Annotated in this window: 17 protein-coding genes; 6 read left to right on the plus strand and 11 right to left on the minus strand. The window is 53.6% G+C overall.

The genetic code is table 11. The features are described from left to right. The first annotated feature begins 224 nt into the window (after positions 1 to 224). Both D7M11_RS16990 and D7M11_RS16995 read left to right on the plus strand, forming a co-directional pair. The gene (locus D7M11_RS16990; RefSeq protein WP_120748447.1) at positions 225 to 917 is read left to right on the plus strand and encodes a response regulator transcription factor; all 693 of its coding nucleotides are present in this window, start codon (positions 225 to 227) and stop codon (positions 915 to 917) included. After that, the gene (locus tag D7M11_RS16995) at positions 895 to 3,150 is read left to right on the plus strand and encodes a sensor histidine kinase (protein ID WP_120748448.1); all 2,256 of its coding nucleotides are present in this window, start codon (positions 895 to 897) and stop codon (positions 3,148 to 3,150) included. Before D7M11_RS16990 ends, D7M11_RS16995 begins: the two co-directional genes overlap by 23 nt. A 68-nt stretch (positions 3,151 to 3,218) precedes the next feature. Here D7M11_RS16995 and D7M11_RS17000 read toward each other — a convergent pair whose 3' ends face one another. The 10 genes from D7M11_RS17000 to D7M11_RS17045 all read right to left on the minus strand — a co-directional run bounded on the left by D7M11_RS17000 (position 3,219) and on the right by D7M11_RS17045 (position 13,617). Then, positions 3,219 to 3,986, minus strand: coding sequence for a 3D domain-containing protein (locus tag D7M11_RS17000; RefSeq protein WP_240041160.1), 768 nt, complete (start codon positions 3,984 to 3,986; stop codon positions 3,219 to 3,221). A 298-nt stretch (positions 3,987 to 4,284) separates the two neighbouring features. Beyond that, the gene (locus D7M11_RS17005; RefSeq protein WP_120748449.1) at positions 4,285 to 5,382 is read right to left on the minus strand and encodes a GerAB/ArcD/ProY family transporter; all 1,098 of its coding nucleotides are present in this window, start codon (positions 5,380 to 5,382) and stop codon (positions 4,285 to 4,287) included. Then, positions 5,383 to 6,477, minus strand: a complete 1,095-nt coding sequence (locus D7M11_RS17010) for a GerAB/ArcD/ProY family transporter (protein ID WP_120748450.1) — start codon at positions 6,475 to 6,477, stop codon at positions 5,383 to 5,385. Between the two features lie 15 nt (positions 6,478 to 6,492). Further along, positions 6,493 to 6,726, minus strand: a complete 234-nt coding sequence (locus D7M11_RS17015) for a hypothetical protein (protein ID WP_120748451.1) — start codon at positions 6,724 to 6,726, stop codon at positions 6,493 to 6,495. Positions 6,727 to 6,738: 12 nt separating this feature from the next. Then, positions 6,739 to 7,938, minus strand: a complete 1,200-nt coding sequence (locus tag D7M11_RS17020) for a Ger(x)C family spore germination protein (protein ID WP_120748452.1) — start codon at positions 7,936 to 7,938, stop codon at positions 6,739 to 6,741. Between the two features lie 53 nt (positions 7,939 to 7,991). After that, positions 7,992 to 9,557, minus strand: coding sequence for a spore germination protein (locus D7M11_RS17025; protein ID WP_120748453.1), 1,566 nt, complete (start codon positions 9,555 to 9,557; stop codon positions 7,992 to 7,994). 196 nt (positions 9,558 to 9,753) lie between these two features. After that, on the minus strand, positions 9,754 to 10,905 hold the full coding sequence (locus tag D7M11_RS17030) for a metallophosphoesterase (RefSeq protein ID WP_120748454.1): 1,152 nt from the start codon (positions 10,903 to 10,905) through the stop codon (positions 9,754 to 9,756). 193 nt (positions 10,906 to 11,098) lie between these two features. Then, complete coding sequence (locus D7M11_RS17035) at positions 11,099 to 11,866, minus strand: ABC transporter permease (RefSeq protein WP_120748455.1); 768 nt, start codon at positions 11,864 to 11,866, stop codon at positions 11,099 to 11,101. Further along, positions 11,859 to 12,614: an ABC transporter ATP-binding protein gene (locus tag D7M11_RS17040; protein ID WP_240041161.1), complete on the minus strand. Its 756-nt coding sequence runs from the start codon at positions 12,612 to 12,614 to the stop codon at positions 11,859 to 11,861. The genes D7M11_RS17035 and D7M11_RS17040 overlap by 8 nt, the downstream gene beginning before the upstream one ends. Before the next feature lie 118 nt (positions 12,615 to 12,732). Beyond that, a complete protein-coding gene (locus D7M11_RS17045) occupies positions 12,733 to 13,617 on the minus strand; it encodes a pirin family protein (protein WP_120748456.1) in 885 nt (294 codons plus the stop codon). A gap of 267 nt (positions 13,618 to 13,884) precedes the next feature. On the opposite strand from D7M11_RS17045, the gene D7M11_RS17050 reads away from it, so the two are divergent. The 4 genes from D7M11_RS17050 to trhO all read left to right on the plus strand — a co-directional run bounded on the left by D7M11_RS17050 (position 13,885) and on the right by trhO (position 17,851). Continuing rightward, entirely contained in the window at positions 13,885 to 14,970 is a 1,086-nt protein-coding gene (locus D7M11_RS17050) for an acyltransferase family protein (RefSeq protein ID WP_147433449.1), read from the plus strand. Positions 14,971 to 15,116: 146 nt separating this feature from the next. Next, a complete protein-coding gene (locus D7M11_RS17055; RefSeq protein WP_120748458.1) occupies positions 15,117 to 15,581 on the plus strand; it encodes a MarR family winged helix-turn-helix transcriptional regulator in 465 nt (154 codons plus the stop codon). Positions 15,582 to 15,677: 96 nt separating this feature from the next. Then, positions 15,678 to 16,886 carry an MFS transporter gene (locus D7M11_RS17060; RefSeq protein ID WP_240041162.1) on the plus strand — a complete coding sequence of 403 codons (1,209 nt, stop codon included), beginning with the start codon at positions 15,678 to 15,680 and terminating at the stop codon, positions 16,884 to 16,886. A 68-nt stretch (positions 16,887 to 16,954) separates the two neighbouring features. Beyond that, complete coding sequence (trhO, locus tag D7M11_RS17065) at positions 16,955 to 17,851, plus strand: oxygen-dependent tRNA uridine(34) hydroxylase TrhO (RefSeq protein ID WP_120748460.1); 897 nt, start codon at positions 16,955 to 16,957, stop codon at positions 17,849 to 17,851. A gap of 88 nt (positions 17,852 to 17,939) precedes the next feature. On the opposite strand, the gene D7M11_RS17070 is transcribed toward trhO, so the two are convergent. After that, positions 17,940 to 19,391, minus strand: a complete 1,452-nt coding sequence (locus tag D7M11_RS17070) for a SulP family inorganic anion transporter (RefSeq protein ID WP_120748645.1) — start codon at positions 19,389 to 19,391, stop codon at positions 17,940 to 17,942. Positions 19,392 to 19,614 lie beyond the last annotated feature (223 nt).

Below are 19,614 nucleotides of genomic sequence, written 5' to 3' on the forward strand. Positions count from 1 at the left end.
TCCGTCTGTAACACGGGTTCGTGACACCAAGAAAGTACGACCTACCTTCGCCAGCCCAGTACCAGTATGGACAATATTTTCATTCATCAGTGGTGCCGCAAAGCAGCATGTTTGTCTGTAACGTTAAGAAATATACTCACTTTTTTGTAAAACTTCTTTAGTACACTAAGGATACGCTTTTGTTCGCGCGCAAACGAAAGTTAGCAGGAAGAAAGGGGTTCAGTATGCAAACGTACAATGTCCTCGTCGCCGACGACGATGCCGAAATCGTGGAAGCCATCCAAATTTACTTGCAGCGGGAACGGCTGAACATTTTCACCGCCTCGAACGGACTGGAGGCGCTCGAAGCGCTCGGAAAGCACGAGATTCATCTGATCGTGCTCGATGTCATGATGCCCGGACTCGATGGCATCAAGGCGACGCTGCAAATCCGCGAATCGAAAAACATCCCGATTCTCATCGTCTCCGCCAAAACCGAGGATGCCGACAAAATCATCGGCCTCAATGCCGGAGCGGACGACTATATCGGCAAGCCGTTCAACCCGCTCGAGCTGGTCGCCAGGGTGAAGTCCCAACTTCGCCGATATACGAGGCTCGGCAATTACAAGCCGGCGGACGAACTATTAAACGCCCAAGGGCTCGTACTGAACAAAAACACGAAGACGATAACCGTCGACGAGGAAGAAGTGCGATTGACCGCAACCGAATACAAAATTCTCGAGCTGCTTATGGAGCATAAGGGCCGCGTCTTTTCGATCGACGAAATTTACGAGAAGGTGTGGAAGGAGCCTAGCGTGAGCGGAGAAAATACGGTGGCGGTCCATGTCAGGCGGATTCGCGAAAAAATCGAAATTAACCCGCGCGAGCCAAAATATTTGAAGGTGGTATGGGGCATTGGCTACAAAATCGAAAAATAGCGGGCGGACCGTACCGATCACGGCTGTACTCGTTCTGCTAGTTTGCTTGACCGGAATCGCGCTTCAGCTGTTTATCGCGATTTATAAGGACCGGTCGTACATATACGGCAATCCGTTTTGGGACGGAGATTTGTTCAATAACGTTCAAGTTCAGATCACCGTTACCGATATCGCCAAATACTATGCGGAATACGCAGGCTACGAGCAGCTCAGCGACAAAGAGAAAGTCGACGAGGAGACGATCCGGCTGTGGCGGGAGCAGTTCGACGCGCTGGCCGCTGGGGCAATCCAAAACGCAGCAGGCCGAGGCGAGCATGACGCGCTGCCGGACGGACAAGTTTGGGCGAATACGGCGTCCACCTCGCTCGCCGCGCTGCAGCAGAGAACCGGCAAATGGATGTCGGACGAGTGGGACAAGTTGGCCGAGCAGGTTTGGCAAACTCAGCTTCAGGAAAATACGAAGCTGCTGCTCGCCGACAAAAACAGCGAGTACAACAATTTGAAAAGAGCGGTCACCCGTGTCGATCCTTTCTTGAAATATACGATTAAGGACAGCCGCCGCCAAATGACGTTTTCCAATACCCGGAGCGAATCAGCAGGAACGGATACGGCCGGAGAAGAAACCGTCCACACGATCACGTTTCCGATGAAAGAGCCGAGACCGCTGCATCAAGAGCTGAACGACTATTTCAAGCAGCACGGGTTGGAAGGAAGCTTTACGTTTTACGCAATCGCGGCGCCGGTTGAATCCGCCTTCGCATTCGATACGATTATGGCTAAAGACTACATAAGATTGCTGGACGTTCGCAAGCAGCTTCAATATGAAATGGCCGGCCTGGCGACGGTTCTAGCGGCAGTGGCGCTGCTGCTGCTGCATGTACGCAAACATCGGGAAGAAGCGGCAAAAGAAATCGGAATGCGGGTATCGAACTGGCAGCGCCGTATTCCGGTGGACCTTCGGGTCGCCCTGCTCGCGGCCGTCCCCGCTATCGCGATCGGCTGCGGAAGAACGATGTATAACTGGGGAATGCATTTCCCCTTGTTCAGCCATGTTTTCCGCTGGGCCTTGCTCTCGCTGCTTGCTTCTTACGTTCTGATCACGATAAGCGACGCGATTCGTCTGTATCGTCATGCCGGGACTTTAGCCGCTCAGCGGGAGAACGCGTACTTCGTTACGTTATTCCGGCTTGCGCGATTCGCGGCGATGCGGAAGGCACTCCTGCTCAAATCGGCTCTATTGTTTGCAGCCACCGTTTTATTCGGCTTGTGTGTTTTTGCTGCGGCTGCGGAATTCAAAGGGTTTGTGCTCCTGTCGGTGCTGTACATCGCCGTCTACGTCGCAGTGATTACACCGTACTGCTTAAAACGGATCGGGGCTATGAACATCATGGCAGCCGGCATTGACGAATTGGCCGCAGGCCGCTTGAACATGGCGTTCGAAGGGAACGGAACCGGAAGCGGCGGCGTCTTATCGCATATGATCCATCAGCTGAGCAACATGAGAAGCGGGCTGCAAGCCGCTCTGGACAGCCAGTTGAAAAGCGAGAAGCTGAAGTCCGAGCTGATCTCGAACGTCTCCCACGATCTGAAAACGCCGCTGACGTCGATGATCAATTACGTCGGCCTGCTCAAGCAAGAGGTACGCCGCCCTAGCGAGTCGGAACGCTACATCGCGGTTCTGGAAGCCAAGACGAAACGCCTCAAGGAGCTCATCGACGATCTGTTCGAAATATCCCAGCTTTCGAGCGGCACTGTCGTTCCCGTGATCGAACGCGTTGACGTGGCTGCCCTGCTGCAGCAGACGCTGGCGGAATTGGAGGATAAAATCGAAGCGTCCGGGCTGCAGTTCCGGGTCCAAGTTCAGCACCCGCATCTGTATGCTCGGCTTGACGGCAAAAAAACGTGGAGAGTGTTCGAAAACTTGATCCACAATACGCTCCGCTATTCGCTGCCGAACACGCGCGTCCATATCGGCCTGCTGGAAACAGACGAGCATATCGTACTGCGGATTCATAACGTTTCCGCTTATGAAATTACGGTTCCTCCGAACGAGCTGTTCGAGCGCTCCAAGCGAGGAGACGTTTCGCGGCATACGGAAGGATCGGGACTCGGACTCGCTATCGCCAAAAGCATTGTCGAGCTGCAGGGCGGGCGCATCTACATCGATATCGAAGGAGACTATTTCAAAGTAACCGTCGAACTGTTAAAAGATACGCTGCAGAAGCACGAATGATAAATAGCGGAGCCATCCCGGAAAAGGATGCGCTCCGCTAACGCTATTGCGATCCCTAAATAGGCCGGCTACGCGCTGCGATCTCCGAGAACGAATACTTTCACGTTTTTTTTCACTCCGAATTCGACCGCCTCGTCCAAATCGTTCATGAATACGTCGATGCGCGCTCCCTTGATTGCGGAGCCGGTATCCTCGGCCTTACGCAGTCCGATGCCTTCGATCAGCACCGTGGAGCCGAGCGGAATAATCGACGGATCGACTGCTACCGTCCTTCCTTCCTCCGCTTTGCTGCCGCTGCGCGTAATGCCGTATGCCGGATGGGATGGCGTTTTGCCCGTGGATTCTTTTCCCGCTGTGTACGCCGTTAGCGTAGAACTCAGCACACGCTGGACGACCGGCCGGTCTCCCGCTTCGTCGGTCCATCCCGGTTCGGTTTGCGGAATATCGAGCTTCTGGCCGACCCGGAGCCGGTTTGGGTCCTTCAGCGTATTGGCGGCAAGCAGCTCGCCCACGGTAATGCCGAAGGCGCGGGATATTTGAGAAAGGGTATCTCCCGAATGAACTTCGTACTGTAAAATCGTTACCGCCGGAGCGGTCGACTGCATCTGCTCCTGCTGGTTTGTACTCAGGGCGCCGCTTGCGTAAGCAGTACCGGCCGTCTCGGCTTCCCGATCGGCAGGGCCCGTGAATTCCCAAGTCGTACCGTTGTATATCCAATTGTCGGACATGGCAAGCTCTTCCTCCTGGCTGTTGTAGGCGAGCCCGGTCGCCCCCGTACCGAATGCGATTGCTACTGCCGTGACTACTGCCGTGACTTGTTTAATCCAGTTACGCATTCTAGCAACATCCTCCTCGATTTTGTAAGTAGTGTGATAGATTTGGATGGTACTAGAGTTGCCATATGACGGCCGTTCTAAACGTACTGGACTTTTCAATCAAGTTGTACAGGCTTTCGGAACGGAGTCCCGCTCTGTACGGCGCTACACCTGCATTTCGTTCCACCAATTCACTCCCCTGCACCTCGAAACAAAAAAGCGGCCCCGTCTATCAGACAGGGACCTCTGTGAACATATATTTCTTCTCCCTTACATCCACCGCTGCGATACGGTCGTATTGCAGTAAGAAGCATGGGTTTTATTTCACCCGACTCACCTTGCGCATCACGGCGACAAGCAGCAGCAGCAACGGCAGTAAAAGGCCGATGGTAAATACGAATAGCGGCAAAGTGGTTTTATTGAAGGTAGCCAAATAGGTGCTGTTGGGCACCGAAAATATGGAGAATGTAACGATAACGACACCCAAAGGGAACGCCAAAAACCGGTACGTGCGAAGGCGCAGCGATTCGGCTATGCCCAGAACAAGCGCATAATGCATGATGCTCAGTCTAAAATAGATCGTAAGAATCCAGATTATAGCCAAGATCGCTTCGATACGTTCCAGGAAATGGCCGATGTTGATTTTTCTCGCTATCGCATAACTTGGAAAGCTATTCCGGGCCACTTGATCAGCCCCGAGCACAGAGATACTCAGTACCGTAATAACCGTTAGAACGAGCCCGCCGAGGAGCATACCCGTAAATACGGCTCTTCCGGCTTTCTCGATCCGGTTCACCGCAGGATAGATCATAAGAAAAGTGACGGTCCCGAGAAACGGAAAAGTGAAAACGGAGATCGTTGCTTTCAGCACCGGAAAGAACCCTTCCTCCAAGACGGGTTGCAAGTTCTTCATCTCCACCTGCGGGGCCAGCAGCACAAACAACATGATAAGAAGCAGGATGACCCACGGGAAAAATAGTTCCGCGGCGCGCGCCAAAGGCTCAAGCCCCAGCTTAACCCCCATAATGACAACGACCATAACGCAAATATGAATAGCTTGGATCGGTGTTTGCTGCATAATTTGAGTCGTCAAAAAATCCCCGATGTTGCGAAGCGTCAATACAGCAATTATAAACACATAAAAGAAAAATATCGCAAAAACCGCTTTCCCCAGCCATTTTCCTAAAATCACTTCGCTGTATTCGGCGAAGGTCATGTTCGGAAATCGTTTCCCGAGAGCCATGTACAGCGGAATAACAAGCAAACCAAGACCTATCCCGGCTATAGCGGCGATCCAGGCATCCTGTTTGGCCTTGGCGACAAGAATGGAGGGAATGATCAGAATGGCGCTCCCGACCGTATATAACATCACGAATATCGTTAACTGACGAATGGTGATTTTTCCCTTTTCCAGCATCTAGATTCCTCCTCTCTGGCGAACCGCATATGCGCCTAGGAGCAGCAGAGGCATGCCGATGCTGAAAGTCATATCGAAATAAGGCCAATATGCCGTTGTATACTCACTAAAGTGCGCTATATTCGGGGAAAAATAAGTAGCCGAAGCGGCGATAGTAAAAGCGAGCGGCATGGCGAGCGCACGAAACTCTTTCAATTTGAGCACTTGCGCAAGACCGAGTTGAATCACATATACGTATATGGACGTTTTTATAAATAACGTAATGATCCACATGACGGCCATAATCGCTTCCAGCCTTTCGATGAAACGGCCGATGCTGATTTGTTTGGCGAGCGTATAGCTCGGATACATATTTCTGGATGAATAATCGTAGCCAAGCACAAGAACGGATAAGGCGATCATGATCACGAGAACGATACCACCGAGCAAAGCACCCGACACAAAATATTTTCGAATGTTCTCCGTCTTATTGACGTAAGGAAATATCATTAAAAACGCAACAAGCTCCATATAGGGATTGGAAGCGGAAAATATGGAGCCCCGTAAAACCGGCTTGATTCCTTCCGCAAAAACCGGCTGCACTTGTTTGGGATCAATCTGGGGGATAAGAAACAGGACAAGCCCAAGGAAGAGCAGCACAAACCAGGGAAAAAAAATTTCCCCGGCTCGGGCGACAGCCTCGAGTCCAAGCCGCAGGCCCATGACGATCACGCTAAGAAACAAAATATGGATAGCATCGATGGGGGTTTCCGGAATCATATGTGTTGTCATAAAATCGCCGATAATCCTTACTAGTCCTGCAGCGTTGTAGAAGATATAGGCCAGAAAGACGGAGGAAACCGCCGTTCCGACCCATGTTCCCAACAATTTGGCATTGTATTCGATCAAGTTCAAGCCAGGATACATCCGACCGACCGTTCCGACCAAATAGACGACAAGCAGTCCGATGAGCAGTCCGACAATGCCGGAGATCCATGCATCCTGTTTCGCCTCCATGGCGGGAACGGCAGGCAAGATGAGGATGGAATCGCCGACGGTCAGAAGGACGACCAGTATCGTAAATTGGCGAATATTGATTTTACCTTTTTCCAGCATCCGCTCCGGACTCCCTTAGCTCAAAAATTTCTTGAAGACATCGCTGACCGGCTTATACATCCACGTAAGAAAATCGAGCGGGCTCGGAAGGATCACATGCATGATCAGCGCAAAGCTGAGACCCGCCCCTGCCAGAAGCAGAATGGCGAATACCCACAGTTCCTTCACTAATTTTTGTTTCCAAAGAGTAGGAACTTCCAGTACCGCGATTACGGCTGTTACAACAAGGATCCCGCTAATTTTCCACATCGGAAGCGCTCCTTAATTTTTTAATTCTTCCAAAAAAGAATTGTTTATCGTGCCGAGACGCCGTATTCGGATATCGACATTCACGTTTACCGGGAGATCGGCGAACTGCTCATCCCAATTTTCCCTTACCTTTTTCCAGGCTTTCGGTTGCGTGCGATGGAACACTTCACCGAATCCGAAAATGTCCACTTTATATTGGTCTTGCACCCTTTTGATCGTCGCTTCGATAAACTCCTTTACGGTCTTCTCGCCGATTGTTTCGAGCATCTCGATCGAATTCGCTTTGGTCAGATCGATACGGCATGCGACTTCCCCCAAGTTCGCTTCCGTTCGAATGTTCACATCGATCGCCGGCGCGCCGTCTGCAAGCTTTCCTTTGACGATCGTTTTCGACCGGATGACCTCTACCGAAAATCGGCCTCCTTCCGGGCAGTTCGCATATCCTACCGTGTTGTCCACATTATCGGTTATATAGTTATAAGCCTTGCTTTCGGTATCATCCAGCCAGCCGACCAGCTTATCGCCGTTAAATACCGCCAGTCCTGCCGATTTCAGCCGGCTTTTTTGTACGAGGGAAGTGATGTTTTTCTCCGTTTTCCCCGCTTCGACGTCTCCGGTTGCTCTGATGCCGGTCAATACGGCGTGTTTGCCTGCGGTCGTCAAACTGGAAATCAGCTTGTCCAATGTAACTTTTACTGTAGGTGCCCAAGCCTTCTCCGAAGTCTCCAAGGAATCGAACAGCTCCATAGACGGTATTTTTTCTAGCGATGTCATGATGGACAGAAGGGTTGACGCTTCGTCGTCTCTCGCCACCACGATGTAAAAATCGGTGCGAAACTCATGATCCCGCGACATGAAATCCAACACGTCCCCGATTCCTTCTCTCGCCAGCGATTCTCCTATGACTACGACCCGCACATGGGACGAATAAATATTTCGCGGACTTTCCTTCGTCATTTTGCGCATCGCTTCCATAATAGAAGATCCGGTGGCCCGGTATAAGACAACCGGGGAACGAAGACTTTCCCCTTTTCGAGAAGCCGCTTGTCCCGGGTTGACCACCTGTACGGATACTTTGTAGTTATCCCCCGCCCGATCAATGCCAAGTCCGACTGCGATCGCAAGCGTATTTAATTCCCGGCGATTCCAGCATCCCGTAGCGGTTGCGAGCAGGACGGCGGATAGAAACAATAAGAGCAGATTTCGTACCATAAACACCCCACCTTATTGTGCGATCGACATGACTGCCGGCAGCCATAATGTTCTTATGACCGGGTATCCGGCTTCGGGGGCTTATTTCGTCCGCGTCGGACGTTCTTCTGGCTGACCAGTCTGGGACGAGTAAACATGGCCCAGTGAGGAACCCGAAAGATGGTGTCCTTCAGATCGTCGACGATAACGGGAGCAAGCGGACTCATGTAAGGGACGCCGAATGAGCGCAAGCTGCACAAGTGCAAAACAAGCGCGATGATCCCGATAATAATTCCGAAAATGCCAAAAGAAGCGGCGAGTCCCATTAACGGAAACCGCAGCATACGGATCGCAATGGCCATGTTGGAGGCGGGAAAAACAAAGCTGGAAATGGCCGTAATCGAGACGACGATGACCATGGCGGCCGAAACGATGCCTGCTTCGACCGCCGCTTGGCCGATGACGAGCGTTCCGACGATCGACACCGCTTGCCCGATTGCCCTTGGCATCCGCAAACCGGCCTCCCGCAATATTTCGAAGGTCAGCTCCATCATGAGCGCTTCGATGAAAGCTGGAAAAGGCACGCCTTCCCGTTGACCCGCCAAGCTGATCAACAGCTGTGTCGGCAGCATTTCCTGATGAAACGTGGTAATGGCGATATAGATCGACGGACCGAGCAGCGCGATAAAGAAACCTACGAAACGAAGGATGCGGATGAAGCTGCTGATGTCGGCACGTTGATAGTAATCTTCCGCGGAGTGGAAGAAAGAAATGAATAACGCGGGTACAACGAGCACAAACGGCGTCCCGTCTACCAGAATGGCGATTTTCCCTTCCAGAAGCTCGGCCGCGATGACATCCGGACGTTCAGAATTATAGATGGTCGGAAATGGCGAGTAGGCTTCATCTTGGATCAATTCCTCGACATAGCCGCTTTCGAGTATGCCGTCGATATCGATGCGATCGAGACGACTGCGCACTTCTTCTACCGTTTTATCATTGACGATGCCGTGAATATACATGACGGCCACGTTCGTTTTCGTCACCCTGCCGATTTGTTTGCGTTCGAGCCATAAATTCGGGTCTTTGATCTTTCTTCGGATCAATGCCGTGTTCGTTTGCAAGTTTTCCGTAAAGCTTTCCTTCGGCCCGCGCACGACCGATTCCGTGGCGGGCTCGGTCACGCTGCGGCCTTCCCATCCGCTCATGCCGATTACTAAACCTCGCGAATATCCGTCCAACAAAAGAATTACGCCGCCCGACAGGAGGGAAGTGAATAAAGTGCCGAAGTCCGTTACGTCCTGAATGTCTCCTACGGAGAGGATGCGCTCCTTCATGTCCTGCAGCAGATTTGGATCGCTGTAATCGGGGTCCGACATGAGGGTTTCCATAATATACTGTTGAGCGGATTTCATATCGACGAGCCCTTCGGTATAACACATGGCGGCTCGAATCCGCCCCCCGGGACCGATTCTGAATTCCCTGATCACGATGTCGCCGCTGTACCCGAGCATTTCTTTCATGAGCTGAATATTTTCCGGAAGACTGGCTTTAAGAGATTCGGCAACAACCGGTTGCCGGTTTTCGGCGTCATATAGGGACAAACGATTAGCGTTAGCTTTTTTTTTGAAAAATTTCATGACCCCGACCTTCTCCCGACTTGAGCTCCCAACTTTTTCTATTGTTTCCCGAACGCATGATTATAAACTTCCGGGCCGCGGCCCTCCGTTCATGAATGCGGCTGTCGGTGCGCAAGAAAGAAAAACCGTCCGGAAAACCAATAACAAAAAAACCTTGAAGGGCAAATGCCGATCAAGGTTTTGCGGGAACTCCGCTCTATTCAACATCTCCAAAAACAATGCGAATATCGAGCAGCTCGGAACGGCTGCCGATTCGCAGCGGCGGTCCCCAGGAGCCGAAGCCGCAAGACACGATTGCGTGCATCGCGCCTTTTCGTAAGTAACCCCAGTCCAGCTCGAAAATGCGGCGTGTAATGAGATGGCCCGGCATCAGTTGCCCGCGATGCGTATGCCCCGATAGCATCAGGTCGACGCCCGCCTTCTCCGCCTCGCCAAGCTGGCGCGGCTGGTGATCGAGCAGCACGATCGGCAGCGACTTGTCCGCTTCTGCCAGCAGCTCGTCTATGGCGAGTCGGCCTCCTGGGTCGAAGCGGGCGACAGCTGCGTCTTTGCGGCCGGCGACATAGAAGGTTGCATCCACGCTCACGATACGGTCGACGAGCACTTCAATGCCTATCGCCTGCATCCGTTTCAAATATTCGTCGATATGTCCGCCGATGTACTCATGGTTGCCGAGCGACGCATATACGCCGAGCGGAGCCCGCAAATTCCGCAGCACATCATCCATCCGCTCGCGGATAAACGGATCGATGCTATCGTCAAGCACATCTCCAGGCAAAAGGATGAGATCCGGCTTTAGCGCCTCCACACGTCGCAGCAGCCTGTGAATATGCCGTTTGCCCACGATCGTTCCGAGATGCAGGTCCGACGCCACGGCAAGTCGCAGCTCCTTGCGCGCCCCGGCCTGCTTGGCGACGCGGATGTCGTAGCGGCGTACAACCGGACTCCAGGCATTGCGCGAGCCGAGAAGTATAATGCCGGCCAAGAGCAGCAGCTCGGCAGAGCCGATTCCCTGAATCGCTCTGGCTGAATCCACACCGCCCCAGCGCAGCAAAACGTACAGAAGATCGGCCAGCGGCAGCGTAAGCAGCGAATACATCAGCACCGCGAGCCCGTAGGAGCCGATCAGCTTAACAAGCTTGTACAGCCCGTAAGGCAGTACGCGGCGCAGCAGCATGGCGGCCAAATAGCCATATGCGATGAAGGGGTACAAGGTCCAGAACGCCCAATCCGCCTGATCCGTTACGGCCGTTGTCCAGAACACGAACCCGTTCCAACCGATAAAGATCGTCAGAGCCACGTACACGAGCAAAATCGAAACGATAAGTAGTACGGTACGGCTTTTCAAGTCTTATGCTCTCCTCGTACCGAGAACCGCCCAGTAACGTCAGCTTTCCGGATCATGTGGTCCGGTTACATGGCAGGGCCCCCGAAGTATTGATCTGATCTCTCTAAATTCCATTGTCTCACAAGAAGCGCCGGATAAAAAGCACGGTTGCCGGAGCTAAGACGGTAGCTTGAAGATTACTAACCGCGCGACTTCAGCTTGTATGGCGACCTTCCGGCAGACGAAGGCATTCGTCCTTCGTAAACCAGAGCCGTTCGCTGAGCCGTCCGAGCAGCATCGCAGTCAAAGCGGCCGACGAAGCAAGCACGAACATAATCAAAATTTGATACCGCACCGCTTCGATCGGATCGGCCCCGGCTACGATCATGCCGGTCATCATGCCAGGCAGTTGGACGAGCCCTACCGTCTTCATGCCATCGATCGTCGGAATCATGCTCGAGCGCACCGAGCGCTTGACCGATGCCCGTATGGCTTGCCGGGCTGACGCGCCGAGCGAGAGCAGCGCCTCGATCTCGCCGCGGGAAGCTTCCATCTCCCGCTTCATCTGGTTCAGAAACAAGCCGCACACGATCATCGAACTGCCGATCGTAATACCGCTGACCGGTATGATATATTGCGGCGTCGGGTCGATGATCCCAAAACCGAGCAGCAGCGCCATCGTGACCGCTTCGGTGCAGGCGAGGGAAACCGCGATACGCAGGCGGATGCCGGGGATATGCTTCGCCCGCGAGCCGGCGTTCCAGGCGGCGACCGCGATCATGCCCGCTACGATCAGTACGATGAAGAGCGGATGGTTCGTATCGAATACGAAATGAAGCACATAGCCGACGAGCAGCAATTGAACGGCGGACCGTATCGTGCCGACGGCGATTTCTTTTTCCAGTCCCAGCTTCTGCCGCAGCGAAAGCGCCATCGTGACCCCTACAAATACAAGCGTGCATACCAACGCCCAATTAGACATGGCCCGCAGATCTCCCTTCGGCATGCAGCGAGCGTACAAACTCACGCGCCTTCTCCGTCGCCGGAGCACGGAAAAAGGCGGGCGCCGGACCGGCTTCCAGCAGCCGGTTGTCGGCCATGAACCAGACCGTATCGCAGCCCAGGCGCGCTTGTTCCAAATCGTGGGTCACCCATAATAGCGCCGTTCCCCTCTGCTCCGACCACTCGCCCAGCAGCCGCTCCACAGCCCGTTTGCTGGCCGGGTCCAGTGCCGACGTGACCTCATCCAGCAGCATCGCCTCCGGCTCCAGCAGCATGGAGCGGACGAGAGCGGTCCGCTGCTTCTCGCCACCCGACAGCTCTCCCGCCAGCTTCCGCCAATCCAGCCCGCCGAGACCGGCCGCATCCATGCAGCGCTCCGCCAAGTCCCGGTTGAACGGCTTCCCATGCAGGTCGCTTGCCGCCTTCAGATTCATCTCCACCGTTCCGGGCAGCATGACCGGCTGCTGGGCCACGTAGCCAATGCGCCGCCGCCATTCCGCCGGCTTCCAGTCCCGCGCTTCCCGCCCGGCTAACCGGATGGCGCCTTCGCTTTGCGTATCGAGCCGGGCCAGGATGCGCAGCAGCGTGCTTTTCCCTTGCCCCGACGTGCCTAGAATGGCGATTCGCTGCCCCGGTTCGACCTGGGCCGTTATCTCCCGGAACAAATATTCGCCGGGTCTATCCATTCGAATTTTGGCAATTTGCTCTAATACCAGCCATTCGTCCAATCCGCTACACTCCCATATCCGTCAAAACTCAAAGCGGACCGGCCTATACCGGACCGATCCGTTTGACAAACGTCTCTTCAATTATTGTAGCAGATCGACCGCTTCCGTTCGACTGGAGTCAAAAATCGGGATTGCCCATTTTGCCCGCTTGAAAGTCCTGGAACGCCTGAATGATTTCCTCGCGGCTGTTCATGACGAACGGTCCGTGCTGGAACACCGGCTCGTGGATCGGTTCGCCGCTGAGCACAAGCACGAGCGTGTCGTCCGTATGCCCTTCGATCATAATGTCCCCGGGCTCATTCGCAAATAGTACAAAGTCTCCTGCCGATGCCTGCTTCAATTCGTTGATTGTGGCGCTGCCCTTCAGCACCATAGCGGCCGTATTGTAAGTCTGCGGCAGCGCGAAGCGCGACTTGCCTCCCGCTTTAAAAGCAATGTCGAACAGATGAATCGGCGTAAAGGTTAACGCCGGACCCTTCACCCCCTCGTAGTCGCCGGCAATAATCCGCACCGTTCCGCCATCGTCGGGAAGCTGGACGTTGCCCATGTTTTTCTTCAGCAGCTCCTGATACCTCGGTTCATGCATTTTGTAGGCGCGCGGCAGATTGACCCATAACTGAATGAAATGAAACGTTCCCCCGCTTTTCGAAAATTCCTTGCTGTGGTATTCCTTATGCAGCAGGCCCGATCCGGCTGTCATCCACTGGACGTCGCCGGGGCCGACGATCCCGTGATTACCGAAGCTGTCATGGTGTTCGACCGAGCCTTCATAGGCGATCGAGACCGTTTCGAATCCGCGGTGCGGATGCGCGCCCACCCCTTTCACTTCGTCGCTTGGCGGGAATGCGAACGGGGCGTTATAGTCAAGCAGAATGAACGGGCTAAACCGCTGTCCGAAGTTGGTGCCGGACGGAAAGTAGTTGGATACGCGAAAGCCGTCCCCGACCATATGCGCGGGCGCTCCGTGAAACGTTCCTTCGATCGATCTGAATGTGGTTGTCATAAGGCAGCACTCCTTTGAAATGGATATATAGGTTTGCAATTTATTTTATATCAAGAATCTTAATTTAAAGATAATACACAAATGGCCGGTTGTCAATACCTCAATATCTTAACTAGAAAATACAGGATAAAACTGGATTTCATTGTTTTTCAGCTTGTTTTAAGGTTGCTTTAAGCTTGTTTTCAGCATCCGTTCACTTAAGCGAAATGTTGCTCTGGCATAATTTGTTTGCGAGATGAGCAAACCACAACGAAAGAGGCCGAAGATGTGACTGTAAAACCTAACAAATTCATGATACAGACGTCCCGCGGCGCGGCCGTTTTTTTAGTTTTACTGTTCCACGCATCCCAGACGGGGCTGCGATATTTCGATTACGATTACTTGGGCGTGGGCGAAATGGGGCGTTCCGGCGCCTACACGTTTTTTTTCGTCCTCACCGGTTATTTGATGCACACGCTCTATCGCCGGGAGTGGGGAAACCGCGGCATGTTCGGGACGTTTTTGCTAAAGCGGTTTGCCCGCATCTATCCTTTATATTGGCTCGTTATGGCTGCGGTTATGCCGATTTATTTTCTCGTGCCGTCGTTCGGCGTCGGCTTCGAACGGGACCCTTCCGCTATCTTGAAGTCGCTGCTGCTGTGGCCGCAAGACCACGGTCCGATACTGGGCGTCGCCTGGTCGCTCAGCTACATCGTCCTGTTTTACCTCGTGTACTCGCTCGTTTTCATCTGGAAAGATAAAGTGCTGGTGGCGATTTACTCGTCCTGGATGACCATTATCGTGCTGAATATGTTCGGCTGGATTGAATTGAAAGCAAGCACGATGCTTTCCTTTTTGTTCGGGTCGTATCATCTTCAGTTTGTCATCGGCATCTTGATCGCCATCGCGGTGCAGAGCTTTCCGGTAAAGCGTCATGCGTGGTGGGTAACGTCCGGCGCTGCCGTATACGTCGTGCTGTGGGTGGCGAGGTTCGAGCTGCGGAACATTCCGCAAGCGGAGCTGCTGCATTCATTGGGTTCGGCGCTCCTGCTGGTCGGCATCACGACTTGGAGCGGCAAGGAACCGCGTTACTTGAAGCCGCTCGCTGCGATGGGTGACGCCTCGTATTCGATCTTGCTGGCCAGCCTGCCGGCTCTGTCTATTACATTCAAGCTGGCTCGAGCCGCTCAACTTCCGGGTACGCTTGGTTTAGGAGTAACGATTTCGATCTGCCTTCTGGCAGCGCTTGGCCTGTGCCTGCTTTTCTACCGCTGGGTCGAACGGCCGCTGAACGAGTTTTTCCGCAAACGGTTTATGAATAAGAGAAATCTCTACCGGCATCCTTCAAAGATGAGCTTAACACCGCCTAAATAGCGGTTGCTCTGCCCGGTTCCTTGAACGCTTTTGACTCCAAAACTTGCGCCATCTTAAAGGTGGCGCTTTTTGCATGGGCTTGTTGACATAATTAATTGTCATACATATAATTGTTAAGACAACTATTTTCTCAAGAAGGTGAAACAATGATAAACGAAACGTCTTCCGCCAGCATCCTGGATCGTTCCGCCGGGTTTATGATGGGACTGACTTCGCGGAAGCTGTCGCATCTGTTTACGCAAAGGCTCAAGCCTTACGATATTACGCCGGAGCAATGGATGGTGCTGTACTGCATTCATGAGCGCGAGGGCATGATCCAGACCGAAATTGCGGCCCGCTCGGGCAAGGACAAGCCTACAACAGGGCGCATTCTCGAAACGCTAGAGAGCAAGGGCTTCGTTACGAAACAGATCGGCAAAACGGACCGGCGATCTTTTGTCGTTTTCATTACGGATGCCGGCAAGGAACTGCTGGAACAAACCGAACCGATCGAACGGCAAACCGTTGCCGACGCCACGACTGCCTTGAGCACCGCCGAGTACGAGCAACTGCTGCTGCTGCTGCGCCGCATTGGCGACACGATTGACCATATGGAGACCCCTGACGCCTAACCGCCACTTACCGCTGCCCTACCGAAATCGAACAGGAGATGTAAATTAAAAATGTCTGACCCGATACAATCATCTATTCAAACCAATACTCCAAAATTGTGGACAAGATCTTTTATCGTCATCACGCTAAGCTATTTTCTCATGTTTCTTTGCCTGCAAATGCTGCTGTCCCCGCTTCCAACGTACACGAAGGATCGTTTTGCTCCCGGTGACTTTACCGTGAGCCTGGTCACAAGCGTGTTCGCCCTTGCGGCGATCGTCGCCCGGCTCATTACGGCCCGGCTCATGAAAAAGGTGCACCGCAACGTGCTCCTTTTTTGCGGTCTGCTTGTCGGCGCTGCGGCAACGGCGCTGTACTCATTTGCAGATTCGATCGAAATGCTGCTGCTCCTTCGTATTTTGTACGGAGTCGGCTTCGGGGTCGGCAGCACGATCATGCCGACATTCGTTTCGCAAATTATCCCGCATGGCCGCATCGGCGAAGGAATCGGCTATTTTGGCTTGTCGACCAGTCTAGCCATGTCGTTCGGGCCGATGATCGGACTCTCCGTGCTGGACGGCTACGGCTTCGCCCCGCTTACGGCACTTGGCGCCATCTCGACTGCGCTTGTCATTCCGCTGCTGCTGGGGTTCCGCGCCATACCGGCCGCCCAGCCACGCAAATCGGCGCCGAACCAATCGGCCACAGCCGGTAGCGGCAAGAAGCCTTTTAACGGCAAATTGCTCATCCCTGCACTGCTGAATACGCTTGTGTCGATCACCTACGGCGGCCTGCTCAGCTTCCTCGCCCTGTTCGGCAAAGAAGCGCATTTGGCTCATGTCGGTTTGTTTTTTTTGTTTAATGTGTTTACCGTTCTGATCATCCGGCCGATATCCGGACGTCTGTTCGACAGCAAAGGCCATGCCGCAGTATTGATTCCGGCGGCGGTTTGCGTGTTTGCCGGTCTGCTGATTTTGTCGTTTGCGAATAACACGACCGTGCTGATTATATCCGCCCTCGTGTACGGCCTCGGCTTCGGCGCGATACAGCCGACGCTTCAGGCATGGATGCTGCGCGACTCGGCGCCGGAGCATCACGGCACGGTTAACAGCCTGTACTACAATGCGCTCGACTTTGGCGTGGCCGTAGGAGCCATGACGCTCGGAGTAATCGCATCGCACAGCACGTACGCGCTCATGTACCGCTATTCCGCATGTTTTATGATCGCTTTCCTCGTGTTTTATGTCATTTCCCAGTTGGTGTTGGGCAAGAAGACCGCAGCTGGCGTTGCACGGGGAGAAACGCAACATACAGCCAAAACTTAACATACTTAAATGTTGACTATGTATACATGTAACGGTACAATGATAGGATGAAGAGGTGACTGAATCATATGAATCCATATCAAATTTTGCTGTTCTATAAATATATTCCGATAGCCGACCCCGAGGCTTTCGCCGCTGAACATCTGCAATACACGAAGGAGCTCGGTGTCAAGGGGCGTATTTTGATCGCCAGCGAGGGCATCAACGGAACACTGTCCGGAACAATTGAACAAACCGAACGCTACATGGCACATATGAGAGCCAATCCTTTATTTGCCGATATGGTGTTCAAAATCGATCCGTCTGAAGGACATGCGTTCAAGAAGCTGTTCGTCCGCCACAGACAAGAACTCGTGACGCTTCGCTACACCCGGAAGCTCGATCCCGGTACGGATGGCGGCGGAAGACTCTCGCCGAAGATGTTCTACGAAACTATGCAGCAAGAGGATGTTGTCGTGCTCGACGGGCGCAGCGGGTACGAGTACGATCTTGGCCATTTTCGCAATGCAATCCGGCCGGACGTCGATTCGTTCCGTGAGTTTCCGGAGTGGATTCGCAGCAATATGGCAGATTTGAAGGATAAAAAAATATTGACCTATTGCACCGGCGGCATCCGCTGCGAAATGCTGACCGCCGTCCTCAAGGAAGAAGGGTTTCCCGATGTGCATCAGCTCGACGGCGGCATCGTTACGTACGGCCACGACCCGGAAGTGCAGGGCCGGGGATTCGACGGGAACTGCTACGTGTTCGACGAGCGCATCTCGGTGCGGATCAACCAAACCGACGAACATGTTCTCATCGGCGAATGCCACCATTGCGGCGCCAAGACGGACCGCTACATCAACTGCGCCGACGACAGCTGTCACCATCAGCATCTGGTATGCGACGACTGCCTGACATCGAAGCATGGCTACTGCTCCGAGGCGTGCGAGGCGCACGATACAGCTATGGCAAGCTCAAATTAAGATCTTAATGCCATTTACAACAAACAACCCCCGCGAGGTTCTCCGTGCGAGAACGGTTTGCAGGGGTTGCTTTTTTTCTATGTTCGTATCAATGCCCGGAACCCGCGGCTAGTCCGACGAGTTCGACCATTTTCCGGCTTTCTTCGTTCAGCCCGGCGATCGTCACCGTTTTGCCGTATTGCGCGTACCTGAGCTTCGCCTTCGCAATGGCCTTTACGGCCGATTGATCCCAGACGTGGGAGGCGCCGAAATCGATCACAACCTGCTCCGGATCTTTTTTGTAGTCAAACAGCTCGACGAAGTGCGACATCGTTCCGAAAAAGAGCTGTCCGGAAATCCGGTATGTTTTCGTTCCGTCCGGGGCCGTTTCGGCACTAGCCTTGATTTTCGCCGATTTCCAGCCAAAAATGACCGAACTGAGCACAACGCCCGCGAGTACCCCGATCGCCAAATCCGAAGTCGCGACTACAATCGCCACGGTAACGATCATAACAAGCGCGTCGCTTCGCGGCGTCTTGGGCAAGCTGCGAAGCGAGCTCCAATCGAACGTACTGACCGACACCATGATCATCACACCGACCAGAGCAGCCATCGGAATTTGCTTCACAACGCCGCCGAGCACGAGGATCAGAAACAGCAGGAATATTCCCGCAACGAACGTCGACAAGCGCGTGCGCCCGCCCGACTTGACGTTGATGACCGTTTGGCCGATCATCGCACAACCCGCCATACCGCCGAAAAAGCCGGTCAGCACATTCGCGATGCCTTGCCCGCGAATTTCTTTGTTTTTGTCGCTGTGCGTCTCGGTCATCTCATCCACAATCGAGGCGGTCATCAGCGTTTCGGTCATGCCGACGACAGCCAGCGCTAGCGAGTGAGGCAATATATGCCAGAGCGCCTGGATCGATAGCTCGATATCCGGAACGTGGAAAAACGGCAGCGATTGCGTCAGCGCGCCCATGTCGCCGACCGTGCGCACGTCCAAGTGAAGCGTCACGGATACGATCGTCATCGCTATGATCGCCACAAGCGCCGAAGGAACCGACTTCGTCAGCAGCGGGAACAGGTACACGATCGCGAGCGTACCGATCAGCAGCAAATACATCGATAGACCCGCTCCCTTGAAGTTCGGAAGCTGCGCCATAAAAATAATGATTGCAAGCGCATTAACGAAGCCGGTCATGACCGAATGCGGGATGAACGTAATAAACTTGCCGAACTTCAGCACGCCCATCGCGTATTGAAGCAGTCCCGTAAGGATCGAAGCGGCAAACAAATATTCGATTCCGTATTTGGCGATAATCGGCCCCATAAGCGAAGCCATCGCCCCGGTTGCGGCGGAGATCATCCCCGGCCGGCCTCCCGTAAACGAGATCGTAACGGCGATAATGAATGAGGCGTACAACCCGACCATCGGATCGACCCCGGCCAAAATGGAAAAGGCGATCGCCTCCGGAATAAGGGCAATCGCGACCGTCATTCCCGACAGTATGTCTCTGCGCGGATTGGACAGCCAGCCGGTCTTTACTTTTTCCCACAGCAAAACAATCTTTCAGCTCCTTGTCTATTTCCGAAATGACGCCGCACGAAGGCCAGCCGCCGCAAAAATACGCCGAACAGGCGGCTTCCTTGTGGCCGTACGGTTCATCCGGTGTGCCTCCCACTCTCAGAGAAGCCGGGCGATGTTTACAAGAGTTTATTATACACCACGTTCCGGCATCGTCTATACTGTTGGGGCAAATAACGACAAAAAGACAGCTCCC

Source organism: Paenibacillus ginsengarvi (assembly GCF_003626695.1).
Taxonomy (GTDB): domain Bacteria; phylum Bacillota; class Bacilli; order Paenibacillales; family NBRC-103111; genus Paenibacillus_AB; species Paenibacillus_AB ginsengarvi.